19 protein-coding genes are annotated in these 20,438 nt (G+C 56.3%); 8 read left to right on the top strand and 11 right to left on the bottom strand.

All coding sequences use genetic code 11. The features are described 5' to 3' along the window. Position 1: 1 nt before the first annotated feature. On the bottom strand, positions 2-1,549 hold the full coding sequence (gene tssC / locus EC836_RS23615; protein WP_123337740.1) for a type VI secretion system contractile sheath large subunit: 1,548 nt from the start codon (positions 1,547-1,549) through the stop codon (positions 2-4). A 33-nt stretch (positions 1,550-1,582) separates the two neighbouring features. Then, positions 1,583-2,080, bottom strand: coding sequence for a type VI secretion system contractile sheath small subunit (gene tssB / locus EC836_RS23610; protein ID WP_123337738.1), 498 nt, complete (start codon positions 2,078-2,080; stop codon positions 1,583-1,585). An 844-nt stretch (positions 2,081-2,924) separates the two neighbouring features. Between tssB and EC836_RS23605 the strand changes: the two genes are divergently transcribed. Continuing rightward, complete coding sequence (locus EC836_RS23605) at positions 2,925-4,151, top strand: oxalate/formate antiport family MFS transporter (RefSeq protein ID WP_123337736.1); 1,227 nt, start codon at positions 2,925-2,927, stop codon at positions 4,149-4,151. 46 nt (positions 4,152-4,197) lie between these two features. Here EC836_RS23605 and EC836_RS23600 read toward each other — a convergent pair whose 3' ends face one another. Continuing rightward, entirely contained in the window at positions 4,198-5,079 is an 882-nt protein-coding gene (locus EC836_RS23600) for an SMP-30/gluconolactonase/LRE family protein (protein WP_123337734.1), read from the bottom strand. Positions 5,080-5,371: 292 nt separating this feature from the next. On the opposite strand from EC836_RS23600, the gene EC836_RS24765 reads away from it, so the two are divergent. Beyond that, a complete protein-coding gene (locus tag EC836_RS24765; protein WP_158612811.1) occupies positions 5,372-5,530 on the top strand; it encodes a hypothetical protein in 159 nt (52 codons plus the stop codon). Between the two features lie 117 nt (positions 5,531-5,647). Here EC836_RS24765 and EC836_RS23595 read toward each other — a convergent pair whose 3' ends face one another. The 4 genes from EC836_RS23595 to EC836_RS23580 all read right to left on the bottom strand — a co-directional run bounded on the left by EC836_RS23595 (position 5,648) and on the right by EC836_RS23580 (position 8,334). Then, positions 5,648-5,929 carry a hypothetical protein gene (locus tag EC836_RS23595; RefSeq protein WP_123337762.1) on the bottom strand — a complete coding sequence of 94 codons (282 nt, stop codon included), beginning with the start codon at positions 5,927-5,929 and terminating at the stop codon, positions 5,648-5,650. Positions 5,930-6,226: 297 nt separating this feature from the next. After that, positions 6,227-7,033 carry a hypothetical protein gene (locus tag EC836_RS23590; RefSeq protein WP_123337760.1) on the bottom strand — a complete coding sequence of 269 codons (807 nt, stop codon included), beginning with the start codon at positions 7,031-7,033 and terminating at the stop codon, positions 6,227-6,229. A 57-nt stretch (positions 7,034-7,090) separates the two neighbouring features. Then, a complete protein-coding gene (locus EC836_RS23585; RefSeq protein WP_123337732.1) occupies positions 7,091-7,540 on the bottom strand; it encodes a universal stress protein in 450 nt (149 codons plus the stop codon). Further along, on the bottom strand, positions 7,537-8,334 hold the full coding sequence (locus EC836_RS23580; RefSeq protein ID WP_123337730.1) for an IclR family transcriptional regulator: 798 nt from the start codon (positions 8,332-8,334) through the stop codon (positions 7,537-7,539). Before EC836_RS23580 ends, EC836_RS23585 begins: the two co-directional genes overlap by 4 nt. A 164-nt stretch (positions 8,335-8,498) precedes the next feature. Between EC836_RS23580 and EC836_RS23575 the strand changes: the two genes are divergently transcribed. The 3 genes from EC836_RS23575 (at position 8,499) to ypdK (ending at position 11,403) form a co-directional block, all read left to right on the top strand. Continuing rightward, positions 8,499-10,109 (top strand): MFS transporter, encoded by a 1,611-nt coding sequence (locus EC836_RS23575; protein ID WP_123337728.1) that lies wholly within the window; start codon positions 8,499-8,501, stop codon positions 10,107-10,109. Continuing rightward, the gene (locus tag EC836_RS23570; protein WP_123337726.1) at positions 10,106-11,134 is read left to right on the top strand and encodes an HlyD family secretion protein; all 1,029 of its coding nucleotides are present in this window, start codon (positions 10,106-10,108) and stop codon (positions 11,132-11,134) included. The genes EC836_RS23575 and EC836_RS23570 overlap by 4 nt, the downstream gene beginning before the upstream one ends. A gap of 197 nt (positions 11,135-11,331) precedes the next feature. Next, positions 11,332-11,403 (top strand): membrane protein YpdK, encoded by a 72-nt coding sequence (ypdK, locus tag EC836_RS25175; RefSeq protein ID WP_105593363.1) that lies wholly within the window; start codon positions 11,332-11,334, stop codon positions 11,401-11,403. A gap of 56 nt (positions 11,404-11,459) precedes the next feature. Here ypdK and alaC read toward each other — a convergent pair whose 3' ends face one another. Next, a complete protein-coding gene (gene alaC / locus EC836_RS23560; protein WP_123337724.1) occupies positions 11,460-12,695 on the bottom strand; it encodes an alanine transaminase in 1,236 nt (411 codons plus the stop codon). Positions 12,696-12,815: 120 nt separating this feature from the next. After that, complete coding sequence (locus EC836_RS23555) at positions 12,816-13,343, bottom strand: GNAT family N-acetyltransferase (RefSeq protein WP_123337722.1); 528 nt, start codon at positions 13,341-13,343, stop codon at positions 12,816-12,818. Positions 13,344-13,912: 569 nt separating this feature from the next. Between EC836_RS23555 and EC836_RS23550 the strand changes: the two genes are divergently transcribed. Both EC836_RS23550 and EC836_RS23545 read left to right on the top strand, forming a co-directional pair. Next, positions 13,913-15,598, top strand: a complete 1,686-nt coding sequence (locus EC836_RS23550) for a sensor histidine kinase (protein WP_123337758.1) — start codon at positions 13,913-13,915, stop codon at positions 15,596-15,598. 22 nt (positions 15,599-15,620) lie between these two features. Then, positions 15,621-16,349 (top strand): LytTR family DNA-binding domain-containing protein, encoded by a 729-nt coding sequence (locus EC836_RS23545; protein ID WP_123337720.1) that lies wholly within the window; start codon positions 15,621-15,623, stop codon positions 16,347-16,349. A 28-nt stretch (positions 16,350-16,377) separates the two neighbouring features. On the opposite strand, the gene glk is transcribed toward EC836_RS23545, so the two are convergent. After that, a complete protein-coding gene (gene glk / locus EC836_RS23540; RefSeq protein WP_123337718.1) occupies positions 16,378-17,343 on the bottom strand; it encodes a glucokinase in 966 nt (321 codons plus the stop codon). 158 nt (positions 17,344-17,501) lie between these two features. Further along, positions 17,502-19,154 carry an alpha-keto acid decarboxylase family protein gene (locus tag EC836_RS23535; protein ID WP_123337716.1) on the bottom strand — a complete coding sequence of 551 codons (1,653 nt, stop codon included), beginning with the start codon at positions 19,152-19,154 and terminating at the stop codon, positions 17,502-17,504. 205 nt (positions 19,155-19,359) lie between these two features. Between EC836_RS23535 and mgrA the strand changes: the two genes are divergently transcribed. After that, complete coding sequence (gene mgrA, locus EC836_RS23530; protein WP_123337714.1) at positions 19,360-20,349, top strand: L-glyceraldehyde 3-phosphate reductase; 990 nt, start codon at positions 19,360-19,362, stop codon at positions 20,347-20,349. The last annotated feature ends 89 nt before the right edge of the window (positions 20,350-20,438 follow it).

Raw genomic sequence — 20,438 nt, 5'->3', positions numbered from 1 at the left:
CTTATGCTTTCGCTTTCGGCATCTGCGAAACCAGCGACAGGTTGATATCCATCCCTTCCACCTGGAAGTGCGGTACCGCATACAGCTTCACGCGGAAGAACCCCGGGTTGTCTTCGATATCTTCCACCACCACTTTGCCGTCGCGCAGCGGGTGTGAAGCCTGCAGCTCGTCTCCCGGGTCGGTCATCTCGGTCACCAGTCCGCGGATCCAGGCGTTCAGTTCCAGCTCCAGCAGGCGGCGATCCTTGGTGGTACCGATGTTTTCGCGCTGGATAAGCTTCAGGTAGTGGGCGATGCGCGAGAGCAGGAAGATGTACGGCAGCCGTGCGTTGATCCGGCTGTTGGCGGTGGCGTCGGCGGTGTCGTACAGCGCCGGTTTCTGCGTCGAGTTGGCCGAGAAGAAGCAGGCGTAGTCGCGGTTTTTGTAGTAGGAAAGCGGGATAAAGCCGAGGTTGGCGAATTCGAATTCGCGGGTTTCCGGTATCATCACCTCCGACGGGATTTTCACCTGATTGCCGGTGCCCAGATCGTACAGGTGGATCGGCAGATCTTTCACCGCCCCGCCCGCCTGTGGGCCGCGGATCTGCACGCACCAGCCGTTATCAATAAAGCTGCGCACCATGTTGGCGGCAAAGGCGAACGAGGCGTTGGTCCACAGGTATCTGTCGTGGTCCGGACCTTTCACTTCTTCCACGTAGTTGAAGCTGCGCACCGGCACGGTGTCCGGTCCGTACGGCAGGCGGCCCAGTACGCGCGGCATCACCAGCCCGATATAGCGCGAGTCGTCGGTGTCGCGGAAGGATTTCCACTTGATGTATTCGGCACGGTCAAAGTAGTTGCCGATATCCTTGATGGCCGCCACCTCTTCCATCGACTCCTTCAGGAAGAATGCCGGACCAGCGGAGCCGATAAACGGCATATGGGCAGCGGCGGAGACTTTGGAGATATTGCGCAGCAGCGCGACGTCCTGCGCCGAGGCGTCAAATTCCCAGGCGGAAATCAGCGCGGCAATCGGTTCGCCGCCCGGGGTGTCATATTCCGCCACGTAGGTTTGCAGATACAGACCGCTCTGGATAATTTCCGGCGCGTCCTCAAAGTCCTGGCGCAAATCCTCTTTCGACAAATCCAGCAGCTCGATCCTGACGTTCTGGCGGAAATCGGTCTTATCCACCAGCGATTTGGCCCCCTGCCACAGTGACTCAACGGCCTGGAACTCAGGATGATGCAGCACCGCGTCCAGCTGGCGGCCAATCTGGAAGTCCAGCTCGGCAATATGGTGATCGATGAGTGCTTTATCCAGCTTTTCAACACGGGTGCCCGCCTCACGCAGGCGCTCCAGAAACACCTGCAACCCGGCCGTCAGGCGCTCATCGGCGGTGGCATCGGACATCGCCTGCGCATCCTGCCAGATATCCAGTGCGCTGAGGGTGGAAACCGGATGAAGGTTGATTTTTTCAAACAGGGAGGCATAAACGCCGCCCGCCTGCGGGCGCTCAAGGGTTTCGCTTCCCGCAGAAGGGGCATTCTCATTTTGTACAGACATCAGCATATTCTCTTGTTAATCCATTAATCACTGCGACCGTTATGCCTGTTCCGGCACCATCGCTGACAGTTCACCGCGCAGTTCGTTGCTCAGCGCCGGGTCGAGCAGGATTTTCTCCAGCTCTTTGCGGAAGTTCTGGTTATCCAGCAGATTGGCTTTCAGATCGCGGAGCAGGTTACGCATGGCCAGCATGGCCTTCAGTTGGGGTATCTGGCGGGCTACCTGTTCGGGGGTAAAATCCTTCATATTGCGGAAGGTGAGCGGGATGTTTTCTTCACTGCCGTCTCCGGCCAGGGTATTTTCAACGGTGATATTGACCGATGGCGCATAGTCAGCCAGCACGCTGTTGAAATTATTTTTGTTAATATTCGTTTTGCTGCGTTCGGATAACGGTGCCGTTTCCTGCCCGTTGCTGAAATCACCGGCTACCAGTAATTTCAGCGGTAATTCCATCTTCTTACTGGCACCGCCGGTATGCAGATCGAGTTTCAGGTTAATACGTGCTTTGGGTATTTCCTTCTGGAAGCTGTCGCTCATAAGTCCCTCTGTGATATCGCCATGGATGAATTACTGCCTTAATTTCCTTTCGGCCGATAGTAGTGCATTCAGACTTCATTAATCAAATTTGTGAATCTAAATAATAAACCCAGAAAAACCTCAATAATTTAAGACACTAATCCTCTGCACATCAAAAAAACCGTCGTAAAATGGCCATCAACACGCTAAAACCATCATAAACGCAGAGTAATGAATCGAATTAAAAATCAATCACAAAACAATACATCAAATTAATATAAAATTGACAAACATCATGAAAATTTTAAAACAGGATGATTAACAAGAAACATCTTAATAAAACCCTGTTTTAAGCATCATTTAACAAAAGAAAATGTTAACTATTTTAGACTTACCACACAAAATTAATAATAAAAAAAAGAAACAGTGATAATTGGATTTTTTACTATATAAAAAAATAAATTAATAAGCACCGATATAGCACCGATATAGCACCACAGTGAAAATAATTTCGACCTCACATTATCCTAAGATAAATTTAGCAGCAGATATCGCATTTATCTGACGTCAATCTGATAAACGAACTCAAGCCTGTGGCCCACAGAAACCCTCACTATGGTTAACCCCACATCCCCTCATTGACTTCATACGCCAGGGCTGGTAATTTTTAAAAAATTGATTTAAATCAATATAGTTACTTCATCCTCCAGCCGTTCAAGACGCGGCAAAATGTCATTCATGTCGCGATCCATGCATTTCATTCCCTGAACGCGGCACTTCATGCCCTTTTCCGCCGTGGCTATCGCAGGCAGGCTTAAAATTTCCCCAATTTAAAGATTCTTAGCCTTCCCATTGGGAGAAATTCATGAGCACACCAACCCTAAGCAACAGCGTTAACCGCACCCGCTGGTTAACCCTGATTGGCACCATCATTACCCAGTTTGCCCTCGGTTCGGTTTACACCTGGAGCCTGTTTAACGGCCAGCTGTCCAGCAAGCTGGATGCGCCGATTAGTAAGGTGGCGTTTTCCTTTGGCCTGTTAAGCCTCGGCCTGGCTCTTGCCTCTTCCGTTGCCGGGAAGCTGCAGGAGCGTTTTGGCGTACGCAAGGTCACGCTGTCCGCCGGTTTGCTGATGGCCGCCGGTCTGATGCTGACCTCGCAGGCGGATAATCTGTTTATGCTGTACCTCACGGCGGGCGTGCTGGTCGGCCTGGCGGATGGTGCAGGCTATCTGATTACCCTGTCTAACTGCGTGAAGTGGTTCCCGGAGCGTAAAGGGCTGATTTCCGCCTGCTCGATCGGCGCTTACGGACTGGGCAGCCTGGGCTTCAAATTTATCTGTAGCTACCTGCTCAGCGTCAACAGCCTGGAAACCACCTTTATTATCTGGGGCGGCCTGGCGATGAGCATGATCGTGCTGGGTTCACTGATGATGAAGGATGCACCGCTGCAGAAGGCTTCAGCCACCAGCGGCGTTCAGCCGGCTCGTGATTATACGCTGGCAGAGTCCATGCGCCTGCCGCAGTACTGGATGCTGGCGCTGATGTTCCTGACGGCGTGCATGAGCGGTCTGTATGTGATTGGCGTGGCGAAGGATATCGGTGAGAGTCTGGTTCACCTAAGCGGCCAGACCGCCGCCAGCGCGGTGACCATCATCGCTATCGCTAACCTGAGCGGTCGTCTGATACTGGGTATTATGTCCGATAAAGTGGCACGTATCCGGGTGATTAGCCTGGCGCAGGTCGTCTCCCTGTGCGGCATGAGTATTCTTTTGTTCAGCAGCATGAATGAAACGACCTTCTTTATTGCCGTGGCCTGCGTGGCCTTCAGCTTCGGCGGCACCATTACCGTTTATCCGTCGCTGGTCAGTGATTTCTTCGGGCTTAATAACCTGACCAAAAACTACGGCGTGATTTATCTCGGCTTCGGTATCGGTAGCGTGCTCGGTTCGCTCATCGCCTCCCTATTTGGCGGCTTTATGGTGACCTTCAGCCTGATTATGGCGCTGCTGGTGGTATCACTGCTGATGTCGGCGATTATCCGTATGCCAAATGCCAGCGCGGAGCAGAAAAAAGAGCTGCAGCACGCCTGATAGTGTGAAGACGATGAACCGCCGTCCTGACCGACGGCGGTTTTTTTTATTGCTGGATAAAGCGCGGCTCGGGCAGGCCGGCAACGTTAACCCGCACGGCAAACAGATCGCCGGACTGCGGATACTGTGCCAGCTCTTCGGCGGTACGGTTCTCACGCGAACTGGTGATATACAGCGTTTTCAGATCGTGGCCGCCAAACGCCACCATGGTGGGCCAGCGTACCGGCAGCGGGATCTCATCGACAATGTCGCCGCTGGTCGGGTCGAGGCGAATCACCCGCTGGCCGTCGAACATCGCCGACCAGTAGAAGCCTTCACTGTCCACGGCGGCCCCGTCCGGTAAACCGCCCTGCTGCTGGATAAAGTGCCTGACCACCTGCCGCTCGCCCGGCTCGCCTGCGGCATCGAGCGGATAGCGGTACATCACGCCGTTCGGCGTATCGGTGTGGTACATCCAGCGGCGATCGGGTGAAAATGCCAGCCCGTTGGAGATTTTGATATCTTCCGCCTGTACCGTCAGCCGCAGCTTCTCGTCTACGCGGCACAGTTTGCCGCCGTTGCGATCCTGGGGTTCCCACAGGCTGCCGCACCAGAAGCGGCCGAACGGATCGACGCGGCCATCGTTAAAGCGGCTCCGCGCCGCCTCACCGGGATTGTCGGCGATCCGCCGGATGATGTTCCCCTGTTCATCGAGGAAACACACCCCGCTGCGCAGGGCCGCAATCAGTCCACCTTCGTCTCGTAGACCGATGCAGCCGATATCTTCCGCAACCGGCCAGACCTGATGTTCGCCGCTGGCCGGATCGAAGCGATGCAGCGCCGGGGCCAGGATATCGACAAACCACAGTACCTGCTGCTGTGTATCCCACAGCGGGCATTCGCCCAGTTCGGTCTGCGCGTGCAGTACGTTTTCTACCTGATAGCTCATTACCGCTCCTTGATAAGAATGTACGGCTAAAATTTACGTTATTTCCGCCACAGAAGCACAAACAATAGCGCATCAACTTAACGAGGACGAGCCCGATACTGATATTAATTTAAGATGATTCTTATCAGCGCGGTCTATATTTAATACTATTCTTATTTAATATTAAGAGGGTCGAGTTATAGCTTTCACCCAGACATAACTTGAAATATCTGAATAAATAACTCTACAATTCCCGCATTATTTCTCCACTTTGCCTTGTTAACTTTGTACGTATCGAAATGGCAGGAGTGAAATGATGAAAAATATAATGAAAGCAACCTCAGTAATGGCACTGATTATTATGCTGAGTGGCTGTATCGTGGCCCCACCTCATCATGGCGGCGGCGGATATCACGGGGGTGGTGGCTATCATGGCGGCTACCATCGCGGCGGCCCGCATCGGGGCTGGTAACCTAATCTGGTGAGGACTCTCACCGACGGCGGGCAAAGCCTGCACACGGCAAGATAACAATAAATAAAGGTAGTGATTGTTGATAAAGATTGGGCGGATAATCATCCGCCCATTTTTTTAACTTTTAATACTGTAATTACACTGATACCAGGCTTTCATTAATCCCGGTACGTGGCTCTCCTGCGGAGACAGCGCTTCTACTTTATCAAATCCCTTTTCGGTGCAGTAACGTTCAATATCTTCAGCCAGCGCCACTTTATCCACTTTGGTCGGGTTAAAGCGATACTGCACGGTATTTACCGCCGGATCTTCGTCCACTTTTTCAAATGCGCCAGGCTTGCTGGACGTACAGCCCGCCAGCAGCAGCAGTGCCACTAAGGCGGTTATTTTTGTTTTCATCATTGCTCTTTTCCTCCGGGCAGCATGATAACAACCTCGCCTCCGGGGACTATCAGACTACGGCGCATTTGCATTTTTTTACTCAACGCCACGCCTGTAACCCTCACAGCGCGCAGAGAAGAAAAATGCAATGTTTTACCGATTGAATCAATTCGGGGAGACGCCTGGCGTTATCCGTCTTTCAGTGCGACTATGCATCCAGACAGCGCAACTGTCTGAACCACACCAGGTTTTTATTGTTATATCATTGCTTTACTTGATGACTTATGCCCGCGGCGAGCGGGCTTTTTTTCAGGATTAATTACCTGTTCCACTAATAATTATACGCAAAACGTTGGCTGAATCTTTATCCGCAAGTGCCAGCACAGACTGATAAAGATCGATGGTCATATCGCAGAGTTTGCTCTCATCCACGCCAGGTTCTGCCGGTGTATTCAGGGTTTGTAAGTCGCTGCCCCACTTGCCGTACAGCGTCTTGACCACCGACTGAAGCTGCTTGCGCCCACGCGGCAGATCCACAACACGATCGCCATCCCGACTGTTGACTAACAGCCGGTCCATCGCCTGCATCTCACTCTCAACCAGCGGCTGCGGCAGCAGCTCGGCAATATCCACGCCTCCCCGGACCTGCGGGAACAGGAAGCGGAAACAGCGATCGGCGCTCTGCTGGCGGAGCTGCTTCATCTCCTCCAGCGAGACTTTCATATAGCCGATAAGATCTTCATCGGCGGCGGCGTTAATTCGCTGATTGAGCAAATCTGCCGCCAGCGGACGCAGGCGGTCAAAGGCCTGCTGCTCGGTCAGACCACTTTGCAGACCGTTCAACAGCTCATCACTGGCCTGCTTGTAAAGCGCCGGCTGCTGCACTTTGATGGTACGCCATACCGGCTGCGTCGCCAGCTTCAACTGAGCGGCATCCAGCCGGGCGGTCTCCGCCTGCTGCGGTGCCATCCAGCGAAAGTAATAAAAGTTGCCCGCCGCCAGCGGAATAACCAGCAGCAGCAGAGCGGCAATTTTCCCCAGGCTGCCGCGCTTCACCAGAAGCGCAATCACCACCAGCCAGACCAGCGCAATCGCTGAAGAAATAAATACGGGTTGATAAATCAAAACGGTTTTCCTGATGCAGTCAGGCCGGGTATTCCGGCCTGAGATAAAAAGGGCTTAATCCGCCCGAACGTCGACGAGTACCGGGCAGCTGGCGCGTTCGATAACCGACGCGCTGCACGAGCCTTTCAGCAGGCGATTGAATGAAGACAGGTGCCGCCGCCCCATGATAATCATCGCGGCGTTCAGCGCGTTGGACTGGGCAACGATGGTTTCCGCCGATTCACCGGCAATCACTCGTCCGCGGGCCGTTACGCCGGATTTTTGCAGCTCTGCCAGCGCGCGGCGCACCACGGCTTCGGCGGTGTTTTGTTCGTCCAGCGCCATGCCGAAATCACCGGGATCTTCTCCCGCTTCAATCTCAAACGGCCCGGATGAGGCATAGCTGACGTCAATACAGCACAGCACCACCACTTCAGCCCGCAGCGCCAGCGCCTGTTCCGTGGCCAGCGCCACGACCTTACGAGCAATCCCAGAGTTATCAACGGCGACCAAAAGCGTTTTCATAGCTTCTCCTGTGAGTCACGCAATGCCACTTTGCCAATTTCATCCACCATCCCGAGCTTACATTTCAGGATCTCCTGACGGTAATGATCTTCAAATCTTTCAAAACGGGGGGTGGGAACCAGAAGACTGATGGAAAAACGCCCCAGAATGGTATCGATAGCAACGGCCATCGTGGATACACCTTCCAGGGTTTCGCCACGGTCATAGGCCAGACCGGTGTGGCGAATTTCCGTTAAATGTGCCAGCAGCGCCGGGAAATCCCGCACGGTAAGATCGGTGATCGCCTGGTAGGCTTCGCCGAGCAGATCGCGCGCGGCGTCATCGCTGTCCAGCGCCAGCAGCGCGCGGCCGCCGGAGGTGCTGTAGAGCGGCAGGTTCATGCCGATGCGCGGTACCACACGCAGCTCGCGGTCGGCCACCACGTAATGCACTATCGCCAGCTGCAGCCCGCTGGCCCTGCCCAGCGACACCGTTTCGCCCGTTGCCTGGCACAGCGCCTGAAGCCAGGGCTGGGCGATCGCCACCACGTCGGTATGCACGTTGGCAATCAGCCGCAACAGAGCCGGGCCGAGGCGCACTCCGCCCGCACCGGGGCTGCGAACCAGCTGTACGGAATCCAGCGCGGCAACAATGCGCTGCACGGTTGATCGTGGCAAATCCACCGCCAGCGCAATTTCGCCGAGGCTCATGCCGTTAGGTTTTGCGCCAAGCGCATCCAGAATTTTTGCCGCACGGGTAATGACCTGAATGCCACCGGTCTTTTCTTCATCGTGCGGTATTGAGGGTTCAGACATAGCGATTCTCTTTCCTTGATGTCGGGCTTACTGTAGCACTTATTTACCCCGTCCGGCACACTGCATCGCATTGCAATACACTGCATCAACATGTAATATCTGCGCCAATGTATCACGATGCAATACACTGCATCGATAATAATAATCCTCCCGGAGCACCTGCTATGAACAGCCCGCCGGTGGCCATGCCGCCGCCGCACCCTTTTACCCTGCGCCTGGCTCTCGGGCTGATCGGGGTACTGATTGCCACGCTCAGTTCCGGCCTTAACGATCGTGTTACCGATCTGGCGCTGGCGGATATCCGTGCGGCGATCGGCATCGACTACGATACCGGCAGCTGGATCACCTCTGCCTACCAGGCGGCTGAAGTCGCCGCGATGATGATCGCCCCGTGGCTGGCGGTGACCTTTTCACTGCGTCGCTTTACCCTGGTGGTGGCGACAGGGTTTGCCTGCCTGGCGGTGGTGCAGCCGTTAGTGTCGGATCCGACGCTGTTTATTACGCTCAGAGTGATTCAGGGCCTGTTCGGCGGCGCGCTGCCCCCGATGCTGATGACCGTGGCGCTGCGCTTCCTGCCTCCGACCATCAAGCTTTACGGGCTGGCAGCCTATGCGATGACCGCGACCTTTGGCCCAAACATGGCCGCCTCCCTCGCCGCCTTCTGGACCGATTCGGTTGGCTGGCAGTTTGCTTTCTGGCAGGTGATCCCGCCCTGCCTGATCGCCGCCCTGCTGATCGGCTGGGGGCTGCCGCAGGATCCGCTGCGGCTGGAGCGTTTGCGGCAGATCGATGCCTTCGGCATGCTGACCGGCTGTAGCGGGATGGCGCTGCTGATCCTCGGTTTAACACAGGGTGAAAGGCTTGAATGGTTCGAATCGCCGCTGATCGCCGGCATGCTGCTGGCATCCGCCGCGCTGCTGGTGACCTTCTTTATTAACGAGTGGTATCACCCGCTGCCGCTGTTTAAACTGCAGATGCTGCAGCGTAAGAATCTGGCCCACGGCCTGCTGGTTCTGGCGGGGGTTTTGATGGTGTCGCTCTCCGGTTCGGCGCTGCCTTCGGCATATTTTGCGCAGATCGAGGGGTTCCGCACCGCGCAGTTTGCCCCGCTGGCGCTGACCATCGGCCTGCCGCAGCTGCTGATCGCGCCGCTTGTCGCCACTTTACTGAATCTGCGTCAGGTGGACTGCCGCTGGGTACTTACCGCCGGAGCCGGGCTGATGATTGCCTCCTGCCTGCTGGGCACACAGCTGACCGGTGAGTGGGCGCGGCAGAATTTCTGGCTGATCCAAGTACTGCAGGCCTTCGGCCAGCCGATGATGATCCTGCCGGTTCTGATGAGCGCCACCAGCATGGTTATGCCGCCGGAAGGGCCGTTTGCCTCGGCGATGTTTAATACCGTGCGCGGCTTTTCCAGCGTTGCGGCCGGCAGCCTGGTGGAGAATTTCCTCACCCATCGCGAGAAGTTCCATTCCCACGTGCTGGTCGATAATCTGGGCAACCGCCCCTGGCTGATGACGGCGACAGGCAGTGAAACGGCCAGCAGCCTCCAGCCGCTGCTGCCCGACGGTTCAGCCAGCTCGACGGAAAATCTCAGCCACTTCAGTACGCTGGTCAAACATCAGGCGACGATCCTCAGCATCAGCGATACCTATCAGCTGATTATCGGCTTTGCCCTGCTGCTGGTGGTGCTGACCGCCTGGCTGCCTAAACGCGTCTGGCCGCCGCAAACCTTAATTCAATCTGCTCCGCCAACAACGAGAACAACATCATGAGTTTCACACCTGCAAAACGTACCTCACTGCTGGCGCTATTGCTGCTGGCGCTGCTGGGGATGGCCTTCTTTATCTGGTCGGCGATCGGCAGCCATGACTATCGCACCAACGATGCGGTGGTCACCGCCGACTACACGTTGGTCGCACCGAAAATTTCCGGCTATGTCAGCCAGGTCAGCGTGGCGGATAACCAGCAGGTGAAAGCCGGTGACGTGCTGGCGACGATTGACGATCGCGACTACCGCGTCGCGCTGGAGACGGCGCAGGCGAACCTGCAGATTAGCGAAGCCAAACTGAGCAGCGTGCAGGCGCAGCTCGATCAGCAGCAGGCAACCATTGCGCAGAATGAAGCGGCGGTCAGCGCCAGCCAGGCCTCACTGAACTACGCCGGGCAAAACGCAGAACGTTACCGCCAGCTGCTGAAAAGCGGCACGGCAACCGCCGACGAACAGCAGAAGTCGAACTCCACCATGCTGAGCGCCGCCGCACAGGTGAAGCAGAGCCAGGCCGCCGTGCTGGCCGCGCGTAAGCAGGTACCGGTGCTGCAGGCCAGCGTGCGCCAGGCGGAAGCCGATATTGCCGCATCAAAAGCCAGCGTCGACCAGGCCGAGCTGAATCTTTCCTATACCCGCATCACCGCGCCGATTTCTGGTACGGTGGGCCAGCGCTCGCTGCGCGAAGGGGCGTGGGTCTCTGCCGGAACGCGCCTGCTGGCGGTTGTCCCGCTACAGCAGAGCTACGTGCTGGCGAATTTCCTGGAAACGCAGCTGGCGCACGTCAGCAGCGGTCAGCCGGTCAGCATCACCGTCGATGCCCTGCCCGGCGTGACGCTGCGCGGCCATGTCGACAGTATTGCCCCGGCCACCGGTTCAACGTTTGCGGCGATCACCGCGGATAACGCCACCGGCAACTACACCAAAGTGGTTCAGCGCCTGCCGGTTAAAATCGTACTGGAGAAGGATCAGCCGGATCTGGCTCGTCTGCGGGTGGGAATGTCGGTGATCCCAGAATTAAAAATTCGCTAAATGTGAGAAAGTTCTCAGCACAATCGCCTTTATTTTGCCAGGCAATGCGGGTAAATTAGCGATCGATCCTGCCGTGGGTTCCCCACGGCGACACTGCCTCAGCGCGTCCGGCATTAATAAGTCCGCCTGAGGTTGATTCTGTTCGCGTTACGCTGGTCCGGGATCGCCAAAGCCGTAACCGCGCAGAGGAGCTGTTCGTGAAATACGCGTTTATGGGAATTTCGTTTATCCTGGTACTGTGGGTCGGCACCTTTTATCTGATGCTGTAGAACTTCCCGAAAAGAGGGTCAGGCAGTGCCTGACCCGGTTTGAGTTCCGCTCGCTGTCAGAGCGTTTCCGCGCTACCTTTCGCGGCAGATGGCAGAATGCCGTCTGCCCGGAACATCGTTTTGATCCCTCTTACCGCCTGGCGAATACGATCGCTGTTCTCAATCAGCGCAAAGCGTACGTGGGTGTCACCGTAGTCACCAAATCCAATTCCCGGCGAAACGCAGACTTTGGCTTCCTGCAGCAGCAGTTTGGCAAATTCCAGCGATCCCAGATGAGCGTACTGCTCGGGAATTTTGGCCCACACGTACATGGACGCTTTCGGATTATCGACCATCCATCCCGCTTCGTGCAGCCCTTTCACCAGCACGTCGCGGCGGCGCTTGTACTGCTCGGCAATATCGCGCACGCACTGCTGATCGCCTTCCAACGCGGCAATGGCCGCCACCTGCAGCGGGGTAAAGGTGCCGTAGTCGTGGTAGCTTTTGATGCGCGCCAGCGCGGAAACCAGATCTTTATTCCCCACCATAAAACCGATACGCCAGCCGGCCATATTGTAGCTTTTCGACAGAGTGAAGAACTCCACCGCCACATCGCGTGCGCCCGGCACTTCCATAATCGACGGCGCTTTCCAGCCGTCATAAACGATATCGGCATAGGCCAGATCGTGAATCACCAGCACGTTGTACTGCTTCGCCAGGGCGATAACCCGCTCGAAGAAGTCCAGTTCTACGCACTGCGCGGTCGGGTTGGACGGGAAGCCCAGGATCATCATTTTTGGCTTGGGATAGCTTTCGCGAATAGCGCGTTCGAGTTCGTTAAAGAAATCGACGCCCGCCACCAGCGGCACGGATCGCACCTGCGCACCGGCAATCACCGCGCCGTAAATATGGATCGGGTAGCTGGGATTGGGCACCAGCACCGTGTCGCCGTGATCGAGCGTCGCCAGCATCAGGTGCGCCAGACCCTCTTTCGAGCCGATGGTGACAATTGCTTCCGATTCCGGGTCAATGTCCACCTGGTAGCGATCGGCATACCAGCGTGAAATCGCCCGGCGCAGGCGCGGAATGCCGCGCGAGGTGGAATAGCCGTGGGTGTCTTCGCGCTGGGCAACGGTGCAGAGCTTCTCGACGATGTGCGGTGGCGTCGGGCCATCGGGGTTGCCCATGCTGAAATCGATAATATCTTCGCCGCGACGGCGTGCGGCCATCTTCAGTTCAGCGGTGATGTTGAACACGTACGGGGGAAGGCGTTCGATACGGGAGAAACGACGGGTTGAACTGATATCAGCCATAGTATTTTTGCTCGCTTACGTTAGCGCCCGGACCGTCCGAGCGACGCCGGCCACTGCGGTGGCCGTGCAACGAACATAGCGTAATATTCCAACGGCTGTCGATAGGCCGGATAAAATTTTTTATCCCAGCGGATTTACGCGCCCGAACAGCCAGTCATTCACCCACTGGCCGCGCAGCAGGTAATTATCCCGCAGGGTGCCTTCCAGCGCGAAGCCGTTTTTTTCCAGCACCCGGCGTGAAGCCCAGTTGCCCTCCACCACCTGCGCCTTCAGCTTGTGGAACTCGCATTCGCGGAACAAATACTCGCTCAGCGCGGCCAGCGCCTCGCTGCCGTAGCCACGGCCAAAATGGGTGCTGAGCAGCGAATAGCCGACTTCCGCCTGTCGGTACGGTGCCCATTCGGCGTTGGTGCCGATCAGCCCTACCGCTTCACCATCCGCTTTACGCCGCACCACCAGGCACAGCATATGAAAACTGGTGATCTGCCAGGGCGCCAGGCGATCCTGAAAGCGCTGGCGGATGTCCGCCAACTGCGGCACGGCGCTGATGAATCGCATACTGTCTTCATCGCTGTGCACCTGCAAAAACAGCTGCCAGTCTTCCGGCTGCAGCCGGGTGAGAATTAATCGCTCGGTGGTCAGTTGCATAGATATCTCAAAAAAAGGGAAAACCCAGACGCTGGATGCTTTTTAAGTGCCGCTTTTCACTCGCTGATGAGGAGAAGTTAGCAAAAAAATCAGCGCACAACGACAGGGTAGCGTCGCAAAATCCATTTTTGGATGGCCGATCTCAACGTTGTCAAAAGGGTTATTCATATCGCGGAAAAAAGACTCAGCCTGGTTTTGCCAGAGAATATGGAAAGAACGGGTTTTCTTACTCTGTTTTATGTCGCAAAGCCGTAAATTTACATCCTCTTTTTAGCACTTGGTTTTTCCTCTATTAATGAAAAATTCATTGTCATATCGCTGTCATGATAATGAAACCCACGATAACCCCCTTTTAAATTAGGGCTTTTCCTCAATTATCGGCGTAAAAACATCAATCCGGCTCAAAACCGTCGAAATCATCAACATCCTCTTTTTGTTACTCAACTTTTCCCCAATTAGTACATCAATGCCGCCAAAGGCTGCGCAGGCATAGCACATCCGCCCGCCTTTTCTTATCATAGGCGCATTGCCCCTCGTCAACCGAGATGCCCGTGCACTCTATGTTTGAAATGTTGCTCGCCGTATTCGACCGCGCAGCGCTGATGCTAATCAGCCTGTTTTTTCTAACCCGTACGCGCCACTTTCGCCAGCTGCTGCAGAAGGATGAGCACTCGCGTCAGGAACTGTTCGCCGTCACCGCCATTTTCTCGCTGTTTGCCCTGTTCAGCACCTGGACCGGCATCAACGTTGAAGGCTCGCTGGTCAACGTGCGCACGATTGCCATTATGTCCGGCGGGATCCTGTTCGGCCCCTGGGTGGGCATTGCCACCGGGGTGATTGCCGGAGTCCACCGTTTCCTGATCGATATTCACGGCGTCACCTCGGTCCCCTGCCTGATTACCAGCATCGTGGCCGGTATCGCCTCCGGCTGGATTAATCTCAAGGTAGTAAAAGAGAAACGCTGGAGCGTGGGGATTATCGGCGGCATGCTCTGCGAGTCGCTGACCATGCTGCTGATTGTGCTGTGGGCCTCACCCACTTCGTTAGGGATTGATATTGTCTCTGAAATCGCCATCCCGATGATCCTCGGGGCCAGCAGCATCGGCCTGATCGTGCTGCTGGTACAAAGCGTGGAGGGGGAAAAAGAGGCCAGTGCGGCGCGCCAGGCCAAGCTGGCGCTGGATATTGCCAATAAAACCCTGCCGCTGTTCCGCCAGATCAACAGCCATTCTCTGCGCCAGGTGTGCGAAATCATCCGCAGCGATATCAAAGCGGATGCCGTGGCAATCACCGATAAACATCAGATTATGGCCTACGTCGGTTTTGGCGAAGAGAACTACCGCAGCGGCGATGACGGCATCAGCCCGACCACCTCTGCGGCGATTTCCGAGGGTAAAATCATCATTAAGAACAATGATGAAGCCCACCGCACGCCGGAAATCCATTCGATGATTGTCATCCCACTGTGGGAAAAAGGGGAAGTCACCGGCACGCTGAAGATTTACTACTGCCACGCGCACCGGATTACCTCTTCGCTGAAGGAAATGGCCATCGGCCTGTCGCAGATTATTTCCACCCAGCTGGAAGTCTCGCGCGCCGAACAGCTGCGGGAAATGGCCAATAAGGCCGAACTGCGGGCGCTGCAAAGCAAGATTAACCCTCACTTCCTGTTTAATGCGCTGAATGCCATCTCTTCCTCTATCCGGCTTAATCCGGATACGGCGCGGCAGCTGATCACTAACCTCTCCCGCTATCTGCGCTACAACCTGGAACTGAACGATGATGAGATCATCGATATCAAGAAAGAGCTGTATCAGGTGAAGGACTACATCACCATTGAGCAGGCACGGTTCGGTGATAAGCTGACGGTGATCTACGATATTCAGGAAGATGTCAGCTGTTCGCTGCCCAGCCTGCTGATCCAGCCACTGATCGAGAATGCGATCGTTCACGGCATTCATCCCTGCCGGGGCAAGGGCGTAGTGACGCTGAGTATCAAAGATCAGGGCGATCGCGTGCGAATTGCGGTGCGCGATACCGGCAACGGCATCGCCGAGGATGTCATCGCCAGGGTAGAAAATAACGAGATGCCGGGGAATAAAATCGGCCTGCTGAACGTTCATCATCGAGTCAGGCTGCTGTATGGTGAAGGCCTGCATATCCATCGGCTGAATCCGGGTACGGAGATTTCCTTTTACATCAGTAAAAATGGGTCACCGCTGCCAGAAAACCAGCGTATTTCGCTGTCGGTATAATTTTTGTAACCGGGAAAACGTTGTGAAAGCGATTATTGTTGAAGATGAATTTCTGGCCCAGCAGGAACTGAGCTGGCTTATCCGTCAGCACAGCCAGATTGTGATTGAAGCGACCTTTGATGACGGGCTGGACGTACTGAAATATCTGCAAAGCCACCAGGTGGACGTGATATTTCTGGATATCAATATTCCCTCGCTGGACGGTATGCTGCTGGCGCAAAACATCAGCAAGTTCGCCAGTAAACCGCTGATTGTGTTTATCACCGCCTATAAGGAACACGCGGTGGACGCCTTCGAGCTGGAAGCCTTCGACTACATTCTTAAGCCCTACCACGAAATGCGCATTATCACCCTGCTGCGCAAGCTGGAAAACCACGCCCGTCAGGATCAGATACAGAACACCGCCTCCCCGCGTCCCGCTTCCCACAGCATCAATCTGGTGAAGGACGAACGCATTATCGTCACCGATATCAACGATATTTATTATGCCGAAGCGCACGAGAAGCTGACGTTTGTGTATACCCGGCGGGAAGAGTATGTGATGTCGATGAACATGACCGAGTTTTGCAGCCGTCTGCCGGAGGAGTATTTCTTCCGCTGCCATCGCTCGTACTGCGTTAACCTCGGCAAGATCCGCGAGATCGAACCCTGGTTCAACAATACCTATATTCTGAAGCTGCGCGATCTGGAGTTCCAGGTACCGGTAAGCCGCAGCAAGGTGAAGGAGTTTCGCCAGCTGATGCGCCTGTAACGACGCATCAGCCAGCGTAAGGGCTGCTTTACAGTACCTGGCCCAGCGTCTGACGCAGATGCGCACCGGCACCCAGCAGACCCGGCTGATCGTGCGTGATCAGATAGACCGGAATATCACTGACGTAATCTTTAAAGCGCCCTTTATCTTCAAAGGCGGCGCGGAAACCGGAAGCCTTAAAGAAGTCGAGGAAGCGCGGCACGATACCACCGGCAATAAACACGCCGCCGAAGGTGCCAAGATTCAGCGCCAGGTTACCGCCAAAGCGCCCCATGATCACGCAGAACATCGACAGTGCGCGGCGGCAGTCGGTGCAGCTGTCGGCCAGCGCGCGCTCGGTCACGTCACGCGGCTTCAGTGCGTCCGGTACGCGGCCGTCAGATTTCACAATCGCCCGATAAAGATTCACCAGCCCGCCGCCGGAGAGAATACGCTCGGCGGAAACGTGGCCCAGTTCGGCACGGAGCACTTCGAGGATCTGATCTTCTTCTTCGCTATTGGCCGCGAAATCCACGTGGCCACCTTCGCCCGGCAGGCTGATCCAGCGCTTGTCCACGTGCACCAGGTGAGAAACGCCCAGCCCGGTTCCGGCACCGTAAATGGCGATCGGTTTGTCTTTCACCGGCGCTTTGCCGCCAAACTGCAGCAGGTGCTCTTCCTGCAGCATCGGTACCGCCATCGACACGGCGGTAAAGTCGTTGATGATTTCCAGATGCTTCAGCCCGAGGCTGGCTTTCATCTCGCTGGTGGAAAATGCCCAGTCGTGATTGGTCATCTCCACACGGTCACCGGTGATCGGACAGGCGATAGCAATACAGGCATCCTGAATGTCCTGCTGCTGTTCATCACGCCAGGTGCGGATCACCGCTTCCAGACTGTCATAGTCCGAGGTGGAAAACGTTTTGGCCTGTGAGATGGCACCGCTTTCAAGATGACAGAGTGCCAGGCGCGCATTTGTGCCGCCGACATCACCTACCAAAGCATACTGGGTCATTATGGTTTTGCTCCGCTTAATCAAGTAGACACACTATAAATTTCCACTGGGAAAACAACAACGCTCACCGGGAAGAAAGGTGAGCGTTTCGGGCGAAAATCCGCCCTTTCGGAAAATTTCAGTTTATTTACCGAATTGAACGGCCGCATTCGCCGCCGCTAGCCGCTATTGCGCTCATGCAGTGAACGCGTTACCGCCGCCAGCAGCGGGGGGATATCGGATCGCGGCAGCACCACTTCCACCAGCGATAAACGCGAGCTGTCTGCCGCCAACTGCATCACCTCTTCCAGCTGCACCGTCTGGGTCACCCGCCAGCTTTCCGCCGGGTTATCCAGGCTTAGCGCCTGGGTCAGGTGCGTCCAGTTCCAGCGCGCAATGTCGTTATAGCGCTGTTCGGCCCCGTGTATCGCCCGTTCCACCGTGTAGCCGTCGTTATTCAGCAGGAAGATGATCGGATGCTGACCGTCGCGCAGCATGGTGCCCAGTTCCTGCACGGTCAGTTGCGCCGAACCGTCACCGATAATCAGGATCACCCTGCGGTCCGGCTCGGCCGTTGCGGCACCAAAGGCCGCAGGCAGCGTGTAGCCAATCGATCCCCACAGGGTTTGCACCAGCAGGCGGGTATTTTCCGGCAGACGCAGCGCGGCAATGCCAAAGGCGGCAGTGCCCTGATCGGCCAGTACAATGTCTCCCGGGCGTAAGAACGCCTGCATCGCCTGCCAGAAACTGCCCTGGGTTAGCGAGGCTGAGCGATCCTCTTCCAGCACGGGCGGCGCAACAATATGCTGCCGCCAGCCGCTGCCGTGTTGCCTTGCCAGACGGTGCAGCACTTCCAGCGCCGCCGCCATCGGTACATCGTGGAAACAGCGCTCCCGCACCCGGCAGGCGTTCAGGCCGACGTCGATGGTCTTACTGCTGTCAATTTGCTGGGTAAACCCGGCGGTGACGGTATCGGTGAATTTGACGCCGACGGTGATAATCACTTCACTCTGCTCAATCACCTCGCGAGTGCCCGGTGCGCTGGACGCCCCGGCGTAGGTTCCGGCAAAGCCGTACAGGCTTTCGGGTACCACGCTTTTCCCCATCAGCAGGGTGGCAAACGGCATCGGCACCTCGCGCAGCCAGGCAGCCAGCCTTTCGTGCTGCCCCGTACGGTCGGCAAGGAAGTCCACCAGCATCGACGCGCTGCGGGCACCGGCCAGCAGCTGTTCTGCCGCATCGGCAAACGCCGCCAGCTGTCGGTCGTGGCGGCTGATGCGCAGATCTAACGGGGAGGACGGCGGTGCCAGCGGGCTTGCCGCCACGTTGGTGGCCAGCAGCAGATACACCGGTCGATGCTCTGTCAGCGCACAGCGCAGCAGCCGATCGATTTCCGCCGCGGCGTTATCCGCGGTCAGCACGCTGCTTGCCACCGAGATTTCCTGATGCATCCGCAGGAAATGGCGGAAATCCCCGTCGCCCAGCGTGTGATGCAGCAGTTCAGCGTTATGCTGCGAGGTCTGCGACGGCGCGCCGACAATATGCACCACCGGAAGATACTCCGCGTAGCTGCCCGCCACACCGTTAATGGCGCTGAGCTCGCCCACGCCGAAGGTGGTCAGCAGCGCGGCAGCCCCGCGACAGCGAGCGTAGCCATCGGCAGCATAGGCGGCGTTAAGCTCATTGGCACAGCCGACCCACGCCAGCCGGGGATGGGCAATCACGCTGTCGAGAAACTGCAGGTTATAGTCGCCCGGCACGCCAAACAGATGGTCAATGCCCGATTCATTCAAACGTTCAAGCAGGTAATCACCTACGGTATAGCCGTTCATCGCTCATACTCCTCTGCGGGGCATACGCTGAGTATTAGCGATATTTTTCACCCCGTTAGCAGAAAGCCAAACCTGAGAATGTCAACAGAACGTTACGCTGAATTTTATCCCTGAGTTGCGATCCGTGGCGCTATTTTTGTGAGTGTAACCGTATACACTAGTGAACTATGTCGCCACTCTTCTTCTTAACTGACGGGATTTTTCTATGTTTTATCAGGCAGATGAACAGCGTTATCAGAATATGACCTATCACCGCTGTGGCCGTAGCGGCCTGAAGCTTCCGGCGATTTCACTGGGGTTATGGCACAACTTTGGCGACAGCACCCGCGTTGACGTCAGTCGTGACCTGCTGCGCCACGCGTTTGATAACGGTATCACGCATTTCGATCTGGCCAATAATTACGGACCACCGCCGGGATCGGCCGAAGAACATTTTGGCCGCATCCTGCGGGAAGATTTTCGCCCATGGCGCGATGAGCTGATTATTTCCAGTAAGGCCGGTTACACCATGTGGCCCGGCCCATACGGCGACTGGGGTTCGCGGAAGTATCTGATTTCCAGCCTCGACCAGAGCCTGGCGCGTATGGGTCTGGAATATGTCGATATCTTCTATCACCATCGCCCGGATCCGGAAACCCCGCTGGAAGAAACCATGACCGCCCTCGACCATCTGGTGCGACAGGGGAAAGCGCTGTACGTCGGCCTGTCTAACTATCCTGCGGCACTGGCGGCCGAAGCCATCGCCATTCTGAAGGATTTGGGTACCCCCTGCCTTATTCATCAGCCGAAATACTCCATGTTCGAGCGCGCACCGGAAGCGGGCCTGCTGGACGTGCTGTCCGAACAGGGCGTTGGCAGTATCGCTTTCTCACCGCTGGCCGGCGGCATGCTGACCGATCGCTATCTGAACGGTATTCCAGAGGATTCACGTGCCGCCAGCGGCAGCCGCTTCCTGAGCGAAGATCAGCTGACCGGCGAGAAGATGGAGAAAGTTCGCAGCCTCAATACGCTGGCGCAGCAGCGCGGGCAGAAACTGTCGCAGATGGCGCTGGCCTGGGTGCTGCGCGGCGACCGCGTGACCTCGGTGCTGATTGGCGCCAGCAAAACGAGCCAGATTGATGATGCGCTGGGGATGCTGGATAACCGCAGCTTTAGCGCAGAAGAGCTGGCACAGATTGAAGCGATTCTTGGCTGATGGGTAAACCCGGCCGGCTGGCTAATTGGCTGGCTGGCTAATTGGCTGGCTGGCTGGCTGGCTGGCTATCAGTTTCCCTCCCATCTCCA

It is taken from the genome of Erwinia sp. JUb26, assembly GCF_003751505.1.
Lineage (GTDB): Bacteria > Pseudomonadota > Gammaproteobacteria > Enterobacterales > Enterobacteriaceae > Erwinia.
The sequence above is the reverse complement of the archived record's forward strand: the minus strand, read 5'-3'. Positions and strand labels throughout refer to the sequence as shown.